Origin of the sequence: Oceanobacillus sp. FSL K6-0127 (assembly GCF_037983385.1) — a bacterium.
GTDB lineage: Bacteria > Bacillota > Bacilli > Bacillales > Amphibacillaceae > Oceanobacillus > Oceanobacillus profundus.
Window position 1 is genome coordinate 4424985 of record NZ_CP150287.1, and the last position, 21674, is coordinate 4446658.

Annotated in this window: 16 protein-coding genes; 6 read left to right on the plus strand and 10 right to left on the minus strand. The window is 38.4% G+C overall.

Annotated features, from left to right (window positions below; translation table 11 throughout):
* Window positions 1-254: 254 nt before the first annotated feature.
* A complete protein-coding gene (locus MHH64_RS21460) occupies window positions 255-557 on the minus strand; it encodes a hypothetical protein (protein ID WP_095307751.1) in 303 nt (100 codons plus the stop codon).
* Window positions 558-669: 112 nt separating this feature from the next.
* Entirely contained in the window at window positions 670-2331 is a 1662-nt protein-coding gene (locus MHH64_RS21465; RefSeq protein WP_340002420.1) for an AarF/UbiB family protein, read from the minus strand.
* A 453-nt stretch (window positions 2332-2784) separates the two neighbouring features.
* Here MHH64_RS21465 and MHH64_RS21470 point away from each other — a divergent pair, with 453 nt between their 5' ends.
* The gene (locus tag MHH64_RS21470; RefSeq protein WP_251660219.1) at window positions 2785-4128 is read left to right on the plus strand and encodes a YjiH family protein; all 1344 of its coding nucleotides are present in this window, start codon (window positions 2785-2787) and stop codon (window positions 4126-4128) included.
* 123 nt (window positions 4129-4251) lie between these two features.
* Here the strand turns inward: MHH64_RS21470 and MHH64_RS21475 are convergent, their stop codons facing one another.
* Window positions 4252-5274, minus strand: a complete 1023-nt coding sequence (locus MHH64_RS21475) for an acyltransferase family protein (RefSeq protein WP_095307837.1) — start codon at window positions 5272-5274, stop codon at window positions 4252-4254.
* Window positions 5275-5636: 362 nt separating this feature from the next.
* Entirely contained in the window at window positions 5637-6077 is a 441-nt protein-coding gene (locus tag MHH64_RS21480) for an OsmC family protein (RefSeq protein ID WP_095307747.1), read from the minus strand.
* A 190-nt stretch (window positions 6078-6267) separates the two neighbouring features.
* On the opposite strand from MHH64_RS21480, the gene MHH64_RS21485 reads away from it, so the two are divergent.
* Window positions 6268-7251 (plus strand): DUF4003 family protein, encoded by a 984-nt coding sequence (locus tag MHH64_RS21485; protein ID WP_340002423.1) that lies wholly within the window; start codon window positions 6268-6270, stop codon window positions 7249-7251.
* A 473-nt stretch (window positions 7252-7724) separates the two neighbouring features.
* On the opposite strand, the gene MHH64_RS21490 is transcribed toward MHH64_RS21485, so the two are convergent.
* Together MHH64_RS21490 and MHH64_RS21495 are read right to left on the minus strand one after the other, a co-directional pair.
* The gene (locus tag MHH64_RS21490; protein WP_340002425.1) at window positions 7725-8522 is read right to left on the minus strand and encodes a TerC family protein; all 798 of its coding nucleotides are present in this window, start codon (window positions 8520-8522) and stop codon (window positions 7725-7727) included.
* Between the two features lie 435 nt (window positions 8523-8957).
* Window positions 8958-10700, minus strand: a complete 1743-nt coding sequence (locus MHH64_RS21495) for a phospho-sugar mutase (RefSeq protein ID WP_340002427.1) — start codon at window positions 10698-10700, stop codon at window positions 8958-8960.
* A gap of 309 nt (window positions 10701-11009) precedes the next feature.
* Here MHH64_RS21495 and MHH64_RS21500 point away from each other — a divergent pair, with 309 nt between their 5' ends.
* Entirely contained in the window at window positions 11010-11192 is a 183-nt protein-coding gene (locus MHH64_RS21500; RefSeq protein WP_095307743.1) for an SE1832 family protein, read from the plus strand.
* Window positions 11193-11247: 55 nt separating this feature from the next.
* Here the strand turns inward: MHH64_RS21500 and MHH64_RS21505 are convergent, their stop codons facing one another.
* Window positions 11248-13098 (minus strand): sodium:proton antiporter, encoded by a 1851-nt coding sequence (locus MHH64_RS21505; RefSeq protein WP_095307741.1) that lies wholly within the window; start codon window positions 13096-13098, stop codon window positions 11248-11250.
* Window positions 13099-13459: 361 nt separating this feature from the next.
* Here MHH64_RS21505 and brnQ point away from each other — a divergent pair, with 361 nt between their 5' ends.
* Together brnQ and recQ are read left to right on the plus strand one after the other, a co-directional pair.
* Window positions 13460-14743, plus strand: a complete 1284-nt coding sequence (gene brnQ, locus MHH64_RS21510; protein ID WP_118888480.1) for a branched-chain amino acid transport system II carrier protein — start codon at window positions 13460-13462, stop codon at window positions 14741-14743.
* Window positions 14744-15041: 298 nt separating this feature from the next.
* Window positions 15042-17192, plus strand: a complete 2151-nt coding sequence (recQ, locus tag MHH64_RS21515) for a DNA helicase RecQ (protein ID WP_340002429.1) — start codon at window positions 15042-15044, stop codon at window positions 17190-17192.
* Between the two features lie 183 nt (window positions 17193-17375).
* On the opposite strand, the gene MHH64_RS21520 is transcribed toward recQ, so the two are convergent.
* Entirely contained in the window at window positions 17376-18620 is a 1245-nt protein-coding gene (locus MHH64_RS21520; RefSeq protein WP_340002431.1) for an aminopeptidase, read from the minus strand.
* 306 nt (window positions 18621-18926) lie between these two features.
* On the opposite strand from MHH64_RS21520, the gene MHH64_RS21525 reads away from it, so the two are divergent.
* Window positions 18927-19268, plus strand: a complete 342-nt coding sequence (locus MHH64_RS21525) for a helix-turn-helix domain-containing protein (protein WP_095307735.1) — start codon at window positions 18927-18929, stop codon at window positions 19266-19268.
* 57 nt (window positions 19269-19325) lie between these two features.
* Here the strand turns inward: MHH64_RS21525 and MHH64_RS21530 are convergent, their stop codons facing one another.
* Window positions 19326-19838, minus strand: a complete 513-nt coding sequence (locus MHH64_RS21530; protein ID WP_095307733.1) for an acyl-CoA thioesterase — start codon at window positions 19836-19838, stop codon at window positions 19326-19328.
* A 60-nt stretch (window positions 19839-19898) separates the two neighbouring features.
* Window positions 19899-21338, minus strand: a complete 1440-nt coding sequence (gene cls, locus MHH64_RS21535; protein WP_095307732.1) for a cardiolipin synthase — start codon at window positions 21336-21338, stop codon at window positions 19899-19901.
* Window positions 21339-21674: the final 336 nt, after the last annotated feature.

Here is a 21674-nt window from a genome sequence, read left to right on the forward strand (position 1 = left end):
TGAGGGTTTCCTACTAAATAAATGGAAACGCAAAGAAAATGGGTGACACTCTCTTTTTACGACACATCGTAGGAGTCGTTTTCATCAACTACAGCAGGCAACAGCTTATCCCAGGATAAGCTGGGTCGGAACTGACCATCTACTACTTCTTGCCATTAGGCAATCCGTAGATACTTTGTAGGTTTTAGCTAAACTCAAGCGTTCTCGCCGTTAAATTGAAAGTGAACCGGCTAATAGCCGGTTCACCGTATGCATTAATTCAATTGATCCAATTTATCTTCTAACTCCGTGATGCGTGCTCTCAATTCGTTAATATCTTCTTTTGTTGCAATCCCATACTCGTCAGCCATGTTTTTCGTTTTCTCAAACTGTTTAGTATTCCATTCATCTTTTTTCATTTCACCTTTTTCGATGAAATTTTTCATCACAGTTTTGGCTTGTTCCTGAGTTAGCTCATTTTTGTCTACAAGCTCTTTTAATTTTTGATCTAATTTCTCTTTACCGCTAATAGCAGCACCAAGACCTAATAAAAACCCTTTTTTTAAGTAATCACTCATTTCCAACAACTCCCTTACTTTTTAGCTTTTTGTGTGGATAAATTAATCCGGGGGCTAGCCCAGTCTAGCAAGATATTATATACTGATTTATCTTGCGTTTTAAGCCAATCCTTTACGAATCAATTACTTGAGCCTTTGCCCTTCTAATCATCCTCAAATGGCTTACGAAAATTATGTTCAAGAAAATGATAAAGATACCTAACACGATAAGACCAATGACAGCCATCGGTTTCATGCTTCCAACAAATCCCCAAATGGATATGCCAATCGCTATTACTACCATCATAAAGGAAAGAACCTCTAATAGTAAATAAAATTGATGCTTTAATTGAACATGATGTTTTACTTTATCCCATTTCCTATCCTTTTCCCCACTTTCTAAAAAACTAAGCAATGCACGAGGATACGATAAAATTGGTTCGGTCAGATTTTTTGCATATTGCTTGGAAACAGATTCTAATAAACTTTTTCTACCGAACCATGTTTTAATCTTAGGCACAGCCCATTTTTTTATATCCATTTCAGGATAGATAGCAAATAATATTCCAATGACAATCGAAACAGCTCTTAACAAATAAGCATAATTTGCCGGCAATTGGATTGGTTGGTCTTGCATGATGACACTAATGTCTTCGCTCAGCTGGCTCATTACCTTTGAATCAATATTTTTCATCGATCCGTCTGAGTACATATCAACAGTTTCTTTAATGACCCGTTTCAGCTTTCTTTTGTCCGCATTAGGCAAAAGAAAGTTCATTTTGTCTAAAGATGAAAGAACGATGTCATAATTATCGATGATAAATCCTTGTACAAGCAGCTTAAATTGCTTCGTATCCTCTACTTTGATTTCACCAACCATCCCAAAGTCAAGAATCGCGATTGTACCGTCCTTCTGAATGCGGATGTTTCCCGCATGTGGGTCAGCATGAAATTTCCCAGGATTAAGAAACTGGTCAATATAATGATCGAATAACGTTTTTGTTGTTCTCTCTCGATCAATGCGATGTCTTCTCATAAATTCGACATCTGTTACTTTTGCCCCCTCTATCCATTCCATTACGAGTACTTTTTCAGTACACAGCTCATTTTCGTATTTGGGAATTCGTATGCTGCCATCATCTTTATACCGTTTATAAAAGTATTCCCCAAATTCCAGTTCTTGCTCATAATCAAGCTCACGATTCATAACAAGAACAAGTTCTTTGTATAATGCATTTAAATCTGCCTTTTTACCAAATGTCGTAAACACCTTTAAGATCCAAAAGACCATTCGCAGGGCTACAAAATCCTTGTGGAAAATTTCCTCAATGCGTTTACGCCGTATCTTAATTGCCACCGCTGATCCGTCTTTTAGCATGGCACGATACACGTCGCCAATCGATGCAGATGCAACTGCTTTTTTTTCAAACGCCATCAGATGCGTTGCCATTTCTGTTCCCCATTCCTCCTCTATGGTAGCTATTGCATCTTCATATGGCATTGGTGGTACACGATCCACTAAATCATCCAATTCTTTGATAAAGATATCTGGCATAAAGTCGGTTCTCGTACTAAGAAATTGACCGAGCTTGATCAGAATACCACCTAGCTTTTCAGCCTTGACACGGTACTCCCTTGCCATATCGGATAGCATTATATCCCATCGTGCTACAGTCTTCTTATCCCATATTTTATTTCGAAAATAAAAGAAATATATCTTAATTATAAATTTTACTGCCATCCATACGATTACAGTACACCGATAAATCGAATTGTATTTGAATGTCTTAGCCACATATAACACCTCATCATTCTTTTACCCCGAACAACATCATCTTATTACTTTTAACGATATCGAATTATGATTCGTTTGTACAGAATGAGCAGGTAGGTTAAGATTTTTGTTATATGTGGGAATATTATGAACAGACATTGTTGATAGGCAATCCATTTTGAAGGGGGTGATTAGATATATTAGTTAGTGAATCGTGCGAAATTGAGTTCTTTGGGTGAGGACTGCCGTTGAGGTCAAAGGCTGAGAAACTGAGCGATGAGCCCATTTAAATGGTTTATAATTCATAATGGTATGATTGTGCGCAGATTGTTACAATGAAGGTATAATGGGGGAAATAAAGCGTATCTTTCGATCACCTTAAAACTGGGATTGAATATTTTTCCGTTAAGTTGTATAATCATACAGTTGGATTTAGCCATATTAAATTAGGGTATGAGTTTTTTGGAGGTTATTATGAGAAATTATCGATTGATCGATCATTTTAAATTTATTATCCCTTCGCTGATTGGAGTATTTATCTTTATCATTCCAATTAAAACAGCGGATGGAGTTACAATACCAATAGCAATTTTAGCAAATTGGGTACAAACATTGCTTGAAAATCAGCTTTCTGCCATCATGATGGTTATTATTGTCATAACAGCTGTGATGACGTTGATCGCGAAAATAGCTGGGAAAGAAGCATTTGAAAAAACACCTTTTTTTCAGCAATTATTTTATACAAGTATCTTTTGGACAATAACAAGAGTACTTGCAGCAGTTTTTGCGATTATGGTCTTTTTTCAGCTCGGTCCTGAAGCAATTCACGGGGAAACTACGGGGCAAACTCTATTAGACAGCTTACTCCATGTATTATTTGCTGTTTTTCTATTTGCTGGGTTGTTCCTGCCTTTATTAACGAACTTCGGTTTATTGGAACTTTTTGGTACGTTAATGACCAAAATAATGCGCCCGTTGTTTAAGCTTCCTGGCCGTTCTTCTGTGGATGCACTTGCTTCCTGGGTTGGCGATGGGACAATCGGTGTTTTGCTTACTAGTAAACAATATGAAGCTGGACTTTATACAAAACGCGAGGCAGCAGTAGTTGGTACAACATTCTCCATCGTATCCATCACGTTTTCCTTAGTCGTTTTAACAGAAGTAAACCTTGAACATATGTTTATTCCATTTTATATTACAATTGTTATAGCTGGTGGAGTAGCCGCTTTAATTATGCCGCGAATCCCTCCGTTATCAAGAAAGCCGGATACGTATATGAATGAATCAGCTGAGCCAATAGAAGAAGCAATCCCTGCCGGCGAAAGCATTTTGACATATAGCTATAAAAATGCATTAAATCGCGCGAAAAAAGAAACGAGCTTCACAAACTTTATTAAAGAAGGCGTACAGAACATTTTTGATATGTGGATGGGTGTTGCCCCAGTTGTAATGGCATTTGGCCTGGTTGCTCTTATAATCGCTGAATATACACCATTCTTCCAATGGATTGGTGCACCATTTATTCCATTGCTAGAACTCATGCAAATTCCACATGCACAGGAAGCATCACAAACCATCCTCATTGGGTTTGCCGACATGTTCCTGCCAGCAATTATTGGTTCGTCAATTGAAGCCGAAATTACTCGCTTCATCATTGCTGCATTATCAGTAACGCAATTGATCTACATGTCTGAGGTCGGTGGATTAATACTTGGAACAAAGATTCCTGTTACCTTTATAGACCTTGTTATTATTTTCTTACTGCGTACGATTATTACACTCCCAGTTATAACGCTGATTGCACATTTTATCTTTTAGAAAACAAGATACAAACAAAAGAAGCAGACAATCATTCTCGATTGCCTGCTTCTTTTTATGTTATTAAAAAGGGGGGTAGTTACTCATACGATCCATGGTCGTTTTAGTTTCAATTATTTTCATTTAACTTTCTGTTTGTGTCGTGCTTCTATTTCTTTCACCTTTTATTGTCTGTTTCAATAAAGTAACTTTCCCTTCAATGAACGGCTGCCACAAGCGCAGAACCGGCTTACTGGAGAGCACAATGACAATTAAGGCTGAAATAGCTGCAAGCCCGAGAACATCAATAACCCCATTTACCTCAAAGTAATTATTTTGGCGGAAAAATTGAACAATAAATCCATGAAGGAGATATACATATAATGTACGTGTTCCAAGCTTCGTAACCCATCCTAGATTTATATGCGGTATCCAAGCAAGTATACTAATTGTCATCACTGCAGCAACAATATAAAATAGGAACCTTGCAATTCCTCCATACTGTTCCATTCCTAAATCTCCATAAGAACTGGACGCGAGTAACCATCCTGTATTAATATCAGGCAAGTAGTAAATTGCTACCGCTAATAATGTCATAACGATAACCGATGAAATTTTCACCAGCCTATGTTTCACCCACATTACTTGCTTTTCCGTTAGCCAGAAACCGATGAGGAAGAAAGGAAAGAAAGCAAATGTACGAGAAAGACTAAAGGTATGCCCAATTTCACCAAAATATCCCACAATAATTCCAACAAGCACTGCTAGAGAAATACTTAGTAGAGCCGGTAATTTTTTATACCAGGAGAGCAGAATATGCCAACAGAACAAACTAAACAAGAACCACAGTGACCAATGCGGATAGAAAATCCCTGCTTGCCAGCCTTCTTTTCCAATAAAGAAGTAATAAATGGTGTATAGGATTTGAAAGATTAAGTATGGAACTAATAACCGTTTTGCTAGTTTTAAAATATAATCTTTGTTTCCAGAACCCTTCGCAAAGAATCCAGACAATAAAATAAATGCCGGCATATGAAACGTGTAAATCCACATATACAGTGTGTTCATTCCTTTTGAATCACTAATAAATGGCTGTATAATATGTCCAAAAACAACTAGAAAAATCAATAATACCTTTGCATTGTCAAAAAACGAATTTCGTTTCATCATTTCTCATCCCTCTTAATTATGTCGGTTTACATTGTAGTAAACACTTTACCCTTTTTTTATGAAAAAATCATAAAAAATGAAGTGATTTCATCAATTTGTTAATAGTTTGTAAGCATCGTGAAAAATTGATGCAGCTTTGTAATCAGCTTGGCGAATGATGGAAAGAATACCAATGAAAAATTTGCCTATGACAAACAGCAGCCATTTTAACTTATATATCAGTTTTCTATTTGTGAAGATCACTATTTATATCAGCCTTTCATCTAGCAAGCAACAGTATTCCTATTATGATCTCAACTTGGCATTTAAACATAAAAGAACGCACCATCTTAAATTGGTGCGATCGTTTCATTCAGAAATCACATTAAGTTTTCTTCTAATTCAATCTCAACATTACCTTTTATTGCCCGAGAAATCATACAGCTTTTTTCTGCTTTCTCCACAAGCTTACTTAGTTTTCTACGTTGTTCATCAGTAGCGCTAGCTTGTAAAGAAACGGTTGGTCGATGGATTATTTTTTTATAGGTGAATACACCCTTCGTTACATCAACAACCCCTTCTGATTCCAGCGACATATGGTCAAGTGGTAAGTCTGCACGCTCTATCATTGCTGCTAATGTAATGATATAGCATGTTGCTGCAGCACCTAGCAGCATTTCATCTGGATTGGTCCCAATATCAGGTCCATCCATCTCTTTCGGAATCGAAATCTTCGTTTGTAAATTTCCTGCTTCGATATATCCGTGGCTATTTCGTCCACCAGGCCAGCTTGCGTTTAAATGAAAATGATGCTCCGCCATTCCAATCACCTCTTTTTTTCCATTTTAACCTAAGCTCTTAGTGAAACAAAAACAAATGCAACTTTCGCTTCGTCAACCCCTCATCAAGAACCTTACTTACTAGGGCCAGGATTCACATAAATTTACTGAAACTTTTACAGTTGTGAATCGTATTACTACTATACCCCTTAAAAGAAAGGCGGGATGATCGATGGATTCAGAAAAAATTAACCAATACAAAACAGTTTATAACGAACTATACGCTGCAATGAAATGGAAGGTATCCGATAGCCGGACTTTAATGGCGATTGCTTCTATCTATGTGATGAGCAAGAAAGAATTCCACTTTGATGCATTTCTGCAGCTTGCTGATCGTATAAAAGCGAGAGCTGGCTTTTTCTCACCAATGAAGTCTACTTCACGATTTACTACTGCAGCAACACTCGATATAAAATTTGATCGTCCTGAAAATCAAATTAATAACCTTTTCATTTTATATGATAAATTAAGAAAAGCTAAATTCAGTAGTGGTGTCTACACGTATTTGGCTGCATCCACATTGCTGACTCATATCGATTACAGAAATAACGAGGAGCAAATGATTGCCCGAGCAAAGGAAATCTATGATGGCATGAAACAAGAGCATCCTTTCCTCACAAGTGCAAGTGATTACCCACTTGCTGTATTGCTCGCATATGAAAACCACAATGACATTATTGAACAAATGGAAAGATACTATGAATCATTAAGTAAAAACGGTTTTCGAAAAGGGAATGACCTGCAGTTTCTAAGTCATATTCTTTCATTGGATACAAACACGTCTGCTGGTCGTTTAGTTAGCCGGACTACGACAATAATGGATAGCTTTAGAGATACTGGTATCAGACCAAAACCAATGTATTATCCTATTATTGGCATGCTAAGTTTACTGCCAGAAGAACAATTTCAGATGCATGGGATTTCACAGATGTTTGATCAATTAAATAATGAAAAAAGCTTTCGATGGCAAAAGGATATGAATCTGATTACAGCAGTTTCCTTCTACGTAAATGAAAAAATTGACAATAAGAGCCTGGCAGCAACAACTCTTCAAACGACATTAGAATCCATCCTGCAGGCACAACAGGCAGTTATGATCGCTACAATCGCTTCAACTACTGCAGCCACCAATGCAGCGAATAATAGCACGAATTAATTAATTCGAGAGAAAAACACTCCACTTCCCAAAAAAGAAGTGGAGTGTTTATTCATTATCTAGGAAATTACAAAATTTGAATGTTGTGGATAAATTAGTTACCGAAACAGCCACATCCAGCTCCAGCTCCCAGTGACTAGCGAGACTCCCCTCACCTCCGTACGATAAAGAAGACTTGCCGACTGGCTAAGACATGAGGCCTAGTCGCACTTATACCCTTGTGGTGAAAGTCAACATCGACTCTAGGTAAAAGGATGGCCGACTAAAACCAGGCTACGCCTAACATCGGCATACCCCTAAAGGGGCATGTTTCCTTTTAGATGAACTTGACTTTTCGCCCATAACGGCGAAAGTCATAGTTCATCTTATACTTTGGAGTGAATCTCCTCCGTAGGAATGTTCGACTCGTCGAACCACCCCAGAGTTCGGGGCGCAGTCCGTACGTCGCTAACCGGGCGCTTGCGCTTTTGTTCTTAAGCTTCTTGTTCTTTTTCTTTTTTCGGACTAGAAGCAAACCAACCAACAACCGCAATTAAAACAAGTATAATATAGAAAGATGTTTTCCATATTGTGGAATGCGGGAATTCGTATGGAATCCATGCAATATCAGGATGTGCCATTACCAAGACCGCTAGCTTCACACCAACCCAACCTACAATTACAAATGCTGCCGTTTCCAGAGCTGGTCGTTTATGGAGTAAGCCAACAAAAATGTTAGCCGCAAAGCGCATGATGATTAGACCAATCACACCACCAGCGAATATGACAGCGAATTGTCCGGCATCAAGACTCCCAATTGTACCTAGTCCAGTTGCTGGTAGTGCTACCGCTAGTGCAACTGCTGCAAGAATCGAATCGACTGCGAATGCTAAGTCAGCAAACTCTACTTTAAGAACAGTAAACCAAAATTTCTTTGGAGAAGCCTCTCCTTTTTCATTAAGCTCAATAACCTTTTTCCCTTTTTCACTATCATCTTCGGATTTCGATCTAAATTTACCATATAGATTCCGAAAGGCGATAATCAACAGGTAAGCAGCACCTAATGCTTGAACTTGCCAAAACTCCACAAGAAACGAGATAACAAACAATGATCCAAAACGTAAAACAAATGCCCCGGCCAATCCGTAAAACAAAGCTCGCTTGCGTTGTTTTTCCGGAAGATGCTTTACCATAATAGCCAATACTAATGCATTATCGGCAGCTAAAAGCCCCTCCAAACCAATCAAAACAACTAAAACCCATAAATATTCCAAAATCAATTCTGTTCCCATGTGTTCTCTCCTTAAAATGTAGTCTCATCAACAGGAAAAGCACACAAAAAGAGACCTTTACCTGTCGATGGGTAAAGGTCTCGCTAACAACGTTCATTGCCAATTAAGCCGGAGATATTATCTCGTAATGACGACTTAAATTGTACAGCTACTCCCCTTTAGGAAATATTAAGTTACTAATATTAAACCCTAATTATCGCAAAATGTCAAATTTCGCTCTGGAGATTGTTCAACTAGCAGTCGTATGCGCTTCTCAGCTTTATACCAACGACTTTTGACCTTTACAGCATTGACCAATGTTTATGAATATCACTAAAATTATAATTCCCAGTAAAGTGAAAGTTAATCAGTATTATCCTTGAACAGAGGTCACATGCCATATTAATCTGTTTATAAACAATCTCACTTTTAGAAAGCTTATCCAATCTAGCTTTATTATTCGTTACCTTCCAATATATCGGAAATAATCTGATCCATTGTTTCTTTTAATGAAGTTAGCTTTGCTTCACTATCTTCTTTATCCTTACCACATACACCGTAATAGCATTTGATTTTCGGCTCTGTACCAGATGGACGTAAGCAAACCCATGCATTTTGCTCCAAAATAAATTTCATCATATTTTCCTGGGGCAAATCAATTGTTTCTTTTCTTGCTTCTGCCATTAGCATACGTTCGCTCGTTAAATAGTTTTCTACTTGTTCAATTTTTATTCCGGCAATCTCTTTTAGTGGGTTGGAGCGGATTGCATCCATAATGTTAGCGATTTGTTCCGACCCTTCCTTCCCTTTTAAGGTTAAGGAAGACATTCCTTCCAAGAAATAACCGTGCCTCTCAAATAAAACATCCAATGCCTCAAATAATGTTTTTCCTTGTTCCTTCCAATAATAAGCCATTTCAGTTGCCATCATTGCAGCTTGAACTGCGTCTTTATCTCGTGCAAAGCTGCTAATCAAGTAACCGTAGCTTTCCTCAAATCCAAATATAAATGTCTCACCAGTTGCGTCAAATTGATTAATTTTCTCACCAATAAATTTAAATCCTGTCAACGTATCAAGCGTTTTTACATCATATGATTCTGCGATCGCTCTTCCAAGCTCTGTTGAAACAACTGTCTTAATCATACGTGGGTTTTGGTAGACCTGTGGATTTGTATGAGATAAAATGTAATCAAGCAACAATGCCCCAAGCTGATTTCCTGTTAATACTTGGTATTCACCAGCACTATTTTTAACTGCTACCCCTAAACGATCTGCATCAGGGTCCGTACCGAGTAGAATATCTGCATCCGTCTCTTTACCAAGTTCAATTGCCAGCGAAAATGCCTGATGCTCTTCCGGGTTCGGTGATGCAACAGTAGAGAACATTGCATCTGGCTCTGCCTGCTCTTTCACAATTGCTACTTTCGGAAAATTAAGTTGCTCAAGCCCTTTCGTTACAAGGTTATAAGCCGTTCCATGCAATGGGGTGAAGACAATCTGCAAGTTTTTTTCTTTTTGATGGACATCCTCGCTCATTTTCGTCATATGATACAAACGTTCCAAATAGGCATTATCAATTTCATAACCCAGCCAATTTAGAAGACCTTTTTCTTCTAGTTCTTCCTTTTCTAAAAATGGCACTGTCAGCTCATCTTTCGTCATTTGGATTGACTCAATGATTAGATTTGCCTCTTCTGGAACAATTTGAGCACCAGTTTCATTGTATACTTTAAATCCGTTATACTCAGGAGGATTATGACTTGCAGTAATCATGATTCCTGCAACAGTTCGCAAATAGCGAACAGCAAAAGAAAGAAGTGGTGTTGGGCGTAACGATTCAAAAATATGTGTTTTAATTCCATAGGAACCAAGTACCTTCGCCGATTCGACTGCAAATTCTTTTGACATATTTCTGGAATCATAGGCAATAACAACACCTCTATCACGGACATTAACTTGGTTTGCTAATAAATAGTTCGCAAGCCCATTAACAGCTTTTCTAACCGTGTAGATGTTCATTCGATTAACACCGGCACCAAGGACACCTCGCATACCACCGGTACCAAATGTTAATTCTTTATAAAATGCGTCTTCTAGTGCATGCTTATTATCTTTAATTGTATGTAATTCTGTTTTTAAATCCTTATCGAGACCTTCAAATGAGTCCCATTTTTGAAAGTTTGCTTCCCAATTACTCACATCATTACCCCCATACCATTATATATATGTCAAAATTTTAGCATACTTTTCTGCTTTATACTATAACTCTTTATCATAATATCTGGAAGTCATTTTTTGAAGAAAGCTTGTACAGGAAATTCTCCCAAAAATCATTAGATTAATAGCTTTTGCACATACTTCCCAATGATTAGCAGAGGAAATCTTTTTCAATACGCTATACCATTCTACGCAAAGGGATTATAATCTATTCATTTTTATTAACGAAATAAAAAATACAGTCGCTGTTTTTGCTATAATAAACACATCAGATCAAAGGGGGAATGATTCATGACAAAGCTGCAGCTGCTAGCAAAACTGGATGAATTAAAATCCGATTATGTTCGGATTCAGAGTGACATGGACAAGTTGGAATATGTCAAAGGCAGAGTATCCTCTGCTGAAGAACAGTTAATCCGGCTGGAGGGTGAAATCGCTGAGGTGAACCGCCAGCTAGACGAAATAGATGAGTAAGCAAGAGGCGAACGTAATAGGGAGGAGAGCACATTACGCTCTCCTCCCTCCCTTTTTACTCGTTTAACGTTCGATTACTTTCCAATTTTGCTTGAATTTTTGCTTGCTCCTTTGTTGGTGGAGTTAAGCTAACGATTTTGTCACCTATTGCAGGAACAGTACGCATTTCCTCAGAGAAAAACTTCAATTGTCCTGAAGGCTTGATTAAATATAAGAAAATAGTTGAAGGATCCTTTTCTGCTTTGTACGCTTCAAAGTTGAATTGCTCTGTCAATGTTGTTTGACGGAATACATAACCACTCTCAATTTTTCCAATCAAGATTTCGAGCGGAAATTTCTTATCGAATAAGATTCTTCCACCTACCTTGGAAACGACTCCTTTTGCATAGCCATTGTCAAGCTGGTTGTAAGGACTCGCCTTAAACACATTTGTCCTGCCATATTCTGGCAGGAATGTCGTGCAGATTAAAGAGTTAAATGCTCGGTCATCAGTCGCGGCAAGCAGGTATTCATACGGAATCGTGTCTAAATGATGTTCCGTTTGTTCAGAGAGCATATTTCCATAATAAAAGGGTACGCCCGACTTTCTTGCTATACTTAAATGTTCCCAGGATGAATCAATAATCATTGCTGGTACATTTACCTTCGCTAAGGATTTGGATAATTCAATTGTAAATGGATTACTGCCAACAAGCAGCACACCAGGATTGCCTGTCATCGATAAATCTAATTTCTTCGCCAGCCAGCCAATGGAAAATCCATGGGCCAAAACTGTAAAGATAACAAGTGCAAACGTCAATGTTGTTAAAATGGAAGCATCCTCATATCCCGCGTCAGCTAGAACAGTTGCAAAATAGCCTGATACCGTCAATGCAACAATCCCACGCGGAGCAATCCAACCAACAAGTGCCCGTTCATTAAAAGATAGTCCTGTACCAATTGTAGCTATAAAAATGGACAATGGACGAACAGCAAACATCATTAATAGAACATACCCAATAATATTTGGACTGAATATATGCAGAATCGTGTCCATTTCCAAGGAAGCTGTAAGCATAATAAAAATCGTTGATATGAGCAGCACAGAGATATTTTCTTTAAAATGGCGCATATCAGAGATTGAACTAATCCCCATATTAGCTAGTGTTATTCCCATTGCTGTCACAGATAAAAGCCCTGTTTCATGCATGACTTCATCTGCAGCTGTAAAACAAAAGATAACAACGACAACCACTGCCGGTGATTTTAGGAATTCAGGAATATGTCCTGTTTCAAACATCCATCCAAGACCACGTCCCAGCGCCCAACCAAGAATAATCGCAAATAAGGAAGCTGCGAAAAACATAAGAAGCTGTGTACCATCAGGGTCAATTGCCGTAATAAATGTGATGATTTCAAAAGCAAAGACTGCAAGTAATGCACCAATTGGATCAACGATAATTCCTTCCCATTTCAGAACTTTAGCAGGTCTTGCTTTTAATTTTGACTGTCTGAGCAACGGCATAATGACAGTTGGACCAGTTACAATAAACAATCCACCAATAACAAAAGCTACCGCCCAAGAAAGACCTGCAACATAGTGAGCAGTTAAAGACCCAAGGATCCAGGCAATAAATGCGCCGACTGTTGATATTCGGAAAATCGATTTTCCTACACCACGCAGCTCGCTAAAGCTTAGGTTCAAGCTCCCTTCAAAGAGAATAATTGCAACCGCCGCCGAAATAATCGGACTGTACATCGGACCAAAACTTTCCTCAGGGTTTATAAATCCAAAAATTGGACCAACTAATAATCCCGTAATGGCCATTACAACAATCGCAGGTAATCGATAACGCCACGCTACCCATTGTGATCCAATTCCAAGTAAACCAATGATCATGATTTCAAATAACAATGAAGGAACCATCTCAACCCCCCTAAGCAAATTTTATAAACGTTATTTTATAGATGTATCCATGAAATGTAAATGATTTGAGCGTTTTTAGTAAATAATGGGAAATATATGCTGGTTATAAAATGTTGCATCGTCAATGCAAGTTATATGTTAGATGTATAAAACGTTTTACAAAATCATTTCTAAACTGGTCCTCTACAACAATTGACATCGAACATTGACAAGTACTAACAGTCTTGTTACGATGATTCTCGTTGCAAAATTTGCAAAAACATTTATTTAAATCATCTGATAATGAGACGAATTTTCAAAATACAACGACAAAATCAGGAAGATTAATTAATTTACTCATATATCTCGGAGGCTTTATGTTATGAATAAAGATACATTCACGATTGGTTTTATGCTCTTTGCCTTATTCTTTGGAGCGGGCAATTTAATATACCCACCAACATTAGGGATTGACGCAGGAACTGCTTACTGGACTGCAATAATTGGCTTTATTATTACTGGAGTTGGACTACCCATTCTTGCAGTAACTGCTATTTCTTTTGTTAAAAATGATGCAAGGGAATTATCGGATCATGTTCACCCATTGTTCGGTTTGATCTTTACTTCTATTATCTATCTGGCAATTGCCCCGTTTTTTGGAATACCCCGGGCAGCTACAGTTGCATACGAAATGAGTATTGAACCATTTACAAATGAGAGCTCACCAATTCCATTATTTATTTTTACAGTTATTTTCTTTGTACTTGTTTTTTTATTTAGCATCAATCCATCGAAAATGGTGGATCAAATCGGTCAGTATCTTACTCCAATTCTATTAATTGCTATTATTGGATTAAGTATTGGCAGTTTTCTCACCTTAGACACTGCCTTAACTACTCCGACTGAAAAATATCAAAACGGACCCTTTTTTACAGGTTTTATGGAAGGGTATTTGACGATGGACGCGATTGCAGCTCTTGCATTTGGCATACTCGTTGTAAATGCGTTTAAAGAGAGAGGCATAACAACTCGAAACGCCTTAGTAAAATCTACTTTGAAAGCTGGCGCAATTGCAGGTATCAGCTTAATCGTTGTTTATAGCTCACTTGGCTGGATCGGAAGTAAGATGGCTATTAATGGGGAATTTACAAATGGCGGAGAAATTTTATCCCGTGCAGCGAGCATTATTTTTGGTAATTTCGGAACATTATTACTTGGATGTATCGTTATATTAGCATGCTTCACCACATCCATTGGGCTTGTCGTAGCTTCCGGAGAATTTTTCTCAAAAACGACAAAGATCCCATATAAATGGGTTATTTTAACTGTCACAATTTTGAGCTTTCTAATTGCAAACCAAGGACTGAATACAATTATTAACTACTCTGTTCCAGTGCTCGTATTTATTTATCCAATAACGATTGTCCTCATTCTTCTTACATTTTTAGATAGGTTATTCGGTGGCGCAAAAGCCGTTTATCGCGGCGCAGTTCTCCTAACAGCTGTCTTTAGTCTATATGATGGACTAACCGCATTTGGATTCAAGCTGCAAGCGATGACTAAATATATGGAGGTTCTCCCTTTCTTCTCCTTAGGATTAGGGTGGGTTGTTCCAGCAATTGTCGGAGGCCTGATTGGACTATTCGTTGACAAATGGAGGAGTTGATCTGTTAAGCTCAGCTTTTTTAAGGGGCGATGGGATGACTATGGATACGGGTACGAGTGACTTTGATAAGGCATGTAATCTCCAGCTCTACTACTGACAGTCCAATCGAAAATATGTTAGGATAAGAATAAATCTGTCACAGATTAACGGGCTGTAAGAGTGAAAAAGATAGAAACGCGAGGGAGGACCTTGTGTCATCCCCTTGTTGTAAAGACAGCCCGTAAATTTTTGATTCTGTTCAACGGCCTTTAGGCCATACCTTTGCAGCACTTACATTTTATGAAAAGGAGGCTCCCTAATGACGCTAGTAAAAGAAGAGAAAATTCTACAAACTTATTTTGGCTACGAAACATTTCGTCCAGGGCAAGGACAAACAATAAATCATATTTTACAACTACATAATACCCTTGCTGTGATGCCAACCGGTGGTGGTAAATCACTGTGCTACCAAATCCCTGGTATGTCGATGGACGGGACCGCTATTATCATTTCCCCATTAATCTCTCTTATGAAAGACCAAGTGGATGCTCTACAAGCTTTAGGTATCCCTGCCACCTACATTAACAGCTCCCTTTCTACCGGAGAACAACAAGCCCGATTACGTGATGTTGCAAACCGTCGTTATAAGTTTGTTTATGTGGCACCAGAACGCTTTGAATCTATGACATTTGTGAATGTGATTAAACGTATCCCATTAGCACTTGTAGCATTTGATGAAGCCCACTGTATATCACAATGGGGACATGACTTTAGACCAAGCTACCGTTCAATCGTTCCTAATTTGAAAAAGCTATCAAACATTCCTGTATTCGTTGCATTAACTGCAACAGCTACAGAAGAGGTCATTCATGACATTCAAGAATTGCTGTATATAGCGGATGATCATGTAGTGAATACCGGATTTGAAAGAGAAAACCTCTCCTTTCATCTCGTAAAAGGAAAGGACAAGCAATCTTACATTCGGTCGTTTTTAGAAGAGCACCGGGAGGAATCCGGTATTATTTATACTGCCACACGAAAGCAAGCAGATGCATTATATGATCAACTGACGAAGCGCGGGATTTCTGTTTCTAAATATCACGCAGGTTTAACGGAACAAGAAAGAAAGGAAGCACAAGCTGCATTTATCCATGATGAGAAATCGATTATGATTGCCACGAATGCTTTTGGTATGGGGATCGACAAATCGAATGTTCGCTACGTCATTCACTATGCAATGCCAATGAACATTGAATCGTATTATCAGGAAGCAGGTCGTGCAGGCCGTGATGGAGAACCAAGTGATTGTATTCTCCTCTTCTCTCCACAGGATGTGCAGCTGCAGAAGTTTTTAATTGAGCAGTCCCAAATGGATGAAGCATCGAAACAGAACGAATACCGGAAATTGCAAGCAATGATTAACTACTGTCATACCCATGGCTGTCTGACGTCATTTATACTCGATTATTTTGATAAAAAGGTAATAAAAGGATCCTGCAATCGTTGTAGTAACTGTGTCGAACGCCAGGAAAAAATGGACATTACCGAAGAAGCACAAATGATTCTTTCCTGTGTGAAGCGAATGGGTGAGCGCTTTGGTGTCGGAATGACAGCAAAGGTTCTAAAGGGATCCAAAGATAAAAAGCTGCGCGAATTTCGCCTTGATCAAATTACAACCTATGGGATACTTTCTGCGTATACAGAGAAGGAATTAACGGAACGGATACACTTCATGATTGCAGAACAGCTACTGGCAACCGAGGAGGGGCAATACCCAACATTACGGTTGAACCAAAATTCAGTGGATGTTTTAAAAGGAAAACGTCCTGTTGAAATGTTCACTGCACCAATTCCAACGAACGAGAATGCGGATTACCATGAAGATCTATTTGCAAGATTACGTGCATTACGAAAACAAATCGCCGACGATAAAAATGTGCCGCCATATGTCCTTTTCTCCGATGTTACATTAAAGGAGCTAAGCCGTTATTTCCCTACGGATAGAGAGGATATGCTTGAAATCAAAGGAATTGGTGAAAAGAAATACGAACAGTATGGCGAGGAATTTTTAGCAATTATTCAAGATTGGCGTGCAGAACATCCAGATGTCAAACAGAAAATTAGAATTGGAGATACTAGCTCAGCGAAACAGAAGGAAAAGAAAACTGCAGATGACCGACCTAGTCACTTAATCAGCTACCAGATGTTCCAATCAGGGAAATCATTGAAAGATATCGCAACTATTCGAGGTTATTCTAAAATGACGATTGAGAATCATATTTTTAAAGCTGTCCAAGATGGCTATCCACTAGCATGGGGGATATTTTTTAATAATCAAGAAGAAGAAGTTGTACTTGCAGCTCATGAAAAGCTTGAGGAACCAAAGCTAAAGCCGTTGAAAGAATTGCTGCCAGAGGAATATGATTATACGAAAATTAAAGCTGTGTTGGTTAAGAATGAGTTGATGTAGGTCAGTGTAGTAACGTGAATTGTTGGTGCTTTATTTGGCAGATTGGTGTCATAGAATGGATAGATGGTGCTTTATTTGGTAGGACGGTGTCATAGATAGATGGCAGGTTCGAGCGATAGCATTGGGATACTTTCCTGGACAAGTGAAAATCCAGCGCTTATGCGAGCGCTGGATTTTTATTATTTATTCACCTTTTACATTTAAAGCCCATGTTCCATTGCGGAATACTGCTTCTGTTGTTCCATCTGTTTTTACACCGTCAATATTCATGTCCGCAGAACCAATCATAAAGTCAACGTGGATTAAGCTATCATTGACACCATGTTTATCAAGTTCTTCTGCACTCATTTTAGAACCGCCTTCCAAGTTCGTTGGATATGCTTTTCCTAAAGCGATATGGCAAGATGCATTTTCATCAAATAATGTGTTGTAGAAAACTAATCCTGATTGGGATATTGGAGATTCATCTGGAACTAATGCAATCTCTCCTAATCTGCGCGCTCCTTCATCCGAGTCAAGCAGATGCTTTAGTACTTCTTCCCCTTTTTCCGCCTTAAAATCAACAACTTTACCATCTTTAAAAGTCAGGCTGAAATTATCGATTAAGCTACCACCGTAGTTAAGAGGTTTGGTGCTCGCTACTGTTCCATTGACACCATATTTATGCGGCATAGAGAAAACTTCTTCTGTTGGGATATTTGGATTAAATGTAACACCTGTTTCTGCTTCAGCAGATCCGCCTTTCCAAATATGTCCTTGTGGAAGCTCCATTTCCAGATCCGTTCCAGGTGCGTTGAAAATCAGTTTTTGGTAGTTTTTCCCATTCAAAACCTGACGTGCTGTTTTTAATGTTGCATTATGCTTATCCCATGCGGCAATTGGATCTTCCTGATCTACACGCACAATGTTTACAATAGCTTCCCAAAGGCTTTCCACTGCATCCTCTTTTGGCTTATCAGGGAAAATTTTCTGTGCCCAATCACCTGATGGAATTGAAATGATGGACCAAGGGATTTTGTCGTTCATTGTATAGTTACGGAAATTAATCATTGCTTCTGCTGCAGCTTTGTTTGCTTTAGCAACACGTGATGGATCAATATTTTGTAATAAATCAGGGTTTGTTGAACGAATGTGTAATATCGCCGCTCCATCTTCTGCAAATGTATCATGAAGCTTCACTCGCCATTCCGGGAAATGTTCAATAACTTCATCTGGAGCGTTTTCATACTTTAATAAAGTCAATTCGTCATCGACCCAGTTAATATGAACATCTTTCGCACCTAATTCGTAAGCCTTATGAGCAACGATTTTTGTAAAATCTGCTCCTTCAAGTGGTGCGTTAATCATTAATGCTTGCCCTTTTTGTAAATTAACACCTGTGCGTAATGCTAATTCTGCATATTTCTCTTGTGTTTTTTGACTAACCATAATTCAAACCTCCAAGATTATCAGATAATGGCTTCACCTAAAAGTCATTACTTTTTAAATAGTATGTCTTTTATTACTGGGATGAATGTACCATATAGTCATTATTCCATAATCAACCGAAAATTGCCAAAATAACCTTCTTCATTTTCAAATTCCTATCTACCGGTAACAGTACGCGAGGTCAGTTCTATTTACGGTATTAGCAGTTTATGATATTATAATAGTATAGAAGTTACTTTTTGTAATCACTGTAATGTTTTAATATAAAGCAAATTGAAATGATCGTATAGGAATGAGGTGATCATAATGGAGAAATTATGTCCACGTTTTGAAAAGGCGATGGGGCTCCTTAGTACACGCTGGGTTGGTTTAATTTTATTTGAATTATTAAAGGGAACAAAACGCTTCTCCGAGATGGAAGCTGATTTGCCAATTAGCGGCAGGCTGCTGTCCGATCGACTAAAACTACTTGAAAAAGAAGGAATTGTGGAGCGGAATATTTATTCTGAATTCCCTGTTCGAATTGAATATTCTCTTTCTCAAAAAGGGAAAGACTTAGAACCAGTAATTAAGGAAATTCAATCTTGGGCTGATGACCATGTTAGCCCTGATGAGGTTGAAGAAGATACTGAAAAGCTAAAAGACTAATGAAAAAAGGCTGTCGCGCTTGCAACAGCCTTTTTTCATTATGCCTGACTCAATTTTTTATTCCATTGCGTATTTTGTACCAAAGGTTTTGGCGAGATCTTGAGAATGTCGTCTTCTTTCTCCCCTGCGCTTAGCACGTAATGCTGCATTTTCATGGAGCATTTTTTCTAAGTCTGTTTCTGGATAAACAGATGGTACAGGGACAGGTTTTCCATTTTCATCAATAGCTACAAATGTCATAAACGCGGTCGCGCTGACCTTTCTTTCTCCTGTTACTAAATCTTCTGTTACTGCTTTCGCAAAAACTTCCATCGATGTATGATGTGTCCATGTAACAAATGCCTCGATTGAAATCGAATAGCCAACTTTTACAGGTGCCAGGAAATCAACCGAGTCCGTTGATGCAGTTACAACAGGATTCCTTGCATGCTTCACGGCCGCTATTGCTGCTATATCATCGATATGCGCCATTAACTTTCCACCAAATAATGTACCAAAAGCATTTGTATCTGGCGGAAGTACGTGTGTTGTTTTAATTGCTAATGAGTTTGAGCATGGTTTTGCTTCCATATTCTTGTCCTCCCGATGACTTGCCATTTACTATAAGTTACTGCTTCTTTTTGGAACGTACTATAGCACTGGCGAAATTAGTCTAGAAATTGATTCCTTAAATCGGATGCCGATTGTTCTTTGATCATACAGCTTCTTCGTCATTTGTGTCGATAATTTAATATCATTGTTAAATTTTTGAACTAGCCGATCAGCTATTTCGGTATCATATAAAAATGCATTTACTTCAAAATTGAGACGGAAGCTGCGAACATCAATGTTTGCAGTCCCTACTGATGCAATTTTCCCGTCGACGACAATTGTTTTCGCATGGAGAAAACCGTTTTGATAAATAAATACCTCTGCACCAGCCGTTAATAGTTCTCCACTACTGGACAACGTTGCCCAGTACACAAATGGATGATCTGGTTTATTCGGAATCATAATTTTCACATCTACACCGGATAATGCAGCAATTCGCAATGCATCTTTCACACTTTCATCTGGTATAAAATAAGGTGTTTGAATGTAAATATATTCCTTTGCCGCCATAATCATTTTAATATAGCCATTTTTTATTTGTTCCCATTCTGTGTCCGGACCGCTTGAAACAATCTGAACGCCTACGTCTCCACTTGTACTCGTGTTATAGTAGCGATCATCATATAGAATATCATTTTTGGATGCTTGATTCCAATCGAGAATAAAGCGAGTCTGTAAGCTTTGAACAGCTTCCCCCATTACACGTAGATGCGTGTCACGCCAGTATCCGAATTTCCTGCTTTTTCCGAGGTATTCATCACCAACATTGAAACCACCAATATAGCCAATCTTCCCATCTATAATCGTTAGCTTACGATGATTTCGATAGTTTATTTTAAAGTTGATGATGAGCTTAGAAGGAAAAAACGCCTCTACCATAACACCAGCGTTCTTTAATCGCTTTACATAGCTTCTTTTTAAAGAACGTGATCCCATGTCATCATAGAGCACTCGTACATCAACACCCTCATTCGCTTTTTTTATGAGAACCTCTGCTAAACGCTGACCGAGCTCGTCACTTCTCATAATATAGTATTGCATATGAATATGGTCTTTTGCCTTTTGCAAATCCTGAATCAACGCTTCAAATTTTTCTTCTCCATCGGTATAAATTTCTACCGCATTATCTTGTGAAAAAATAGCATCGTCATTTCTTAATAGTAGATACACCAGATCGCTATACTCCTGCATTGCTTCATCATTAAAATGGAGATCCTCATCCTCCAAGGAACGCAGCTGCGATTGAACAGTCGTTTTCACACCCAGCCTGCTTTTCTTATCCCAGGTGAAAATTCGTCTATTGCTTATTGGTTTACCAAAAATTAAATAAAGGATAAAGCCAGCAATGGGAATAAATAGTAATACCATTAACCATGCCCATGAAGACGTTGGATCTTTCCTTTCCAAAAATACAATAGAAATACCCAATGCAATATTTAAAACGATTATAAGTCCGAGTAAAAACGACAGTATTCCCATCGTATCAATCTCCCTCTAAACGTATATTTCCACTATCTAATATAGCACAGAAATTTAATCCAGGTTAGTGATGCGCTGCTTTTCCGATGTTTCATGCATACTATTTAGCCTATCCAACAAAAGTTAAAACATAGTAGGGAAATTTTCTTTTTATCATATTTGAAAGAAACTGCGAACTAACTTCTCGGCTGTTTTCTTCAAGTATGTGCAATAATCGCCGTCCGGGATCGCTTCGGGCGGATGCTTTCCGTGGGCACGGCTTCAGCCTCTCCGGAAGAAACCCACTTCCGGTGAGTCTTCAGACACGTGCTATTCCCACTGGAGTCACCGCCCTGC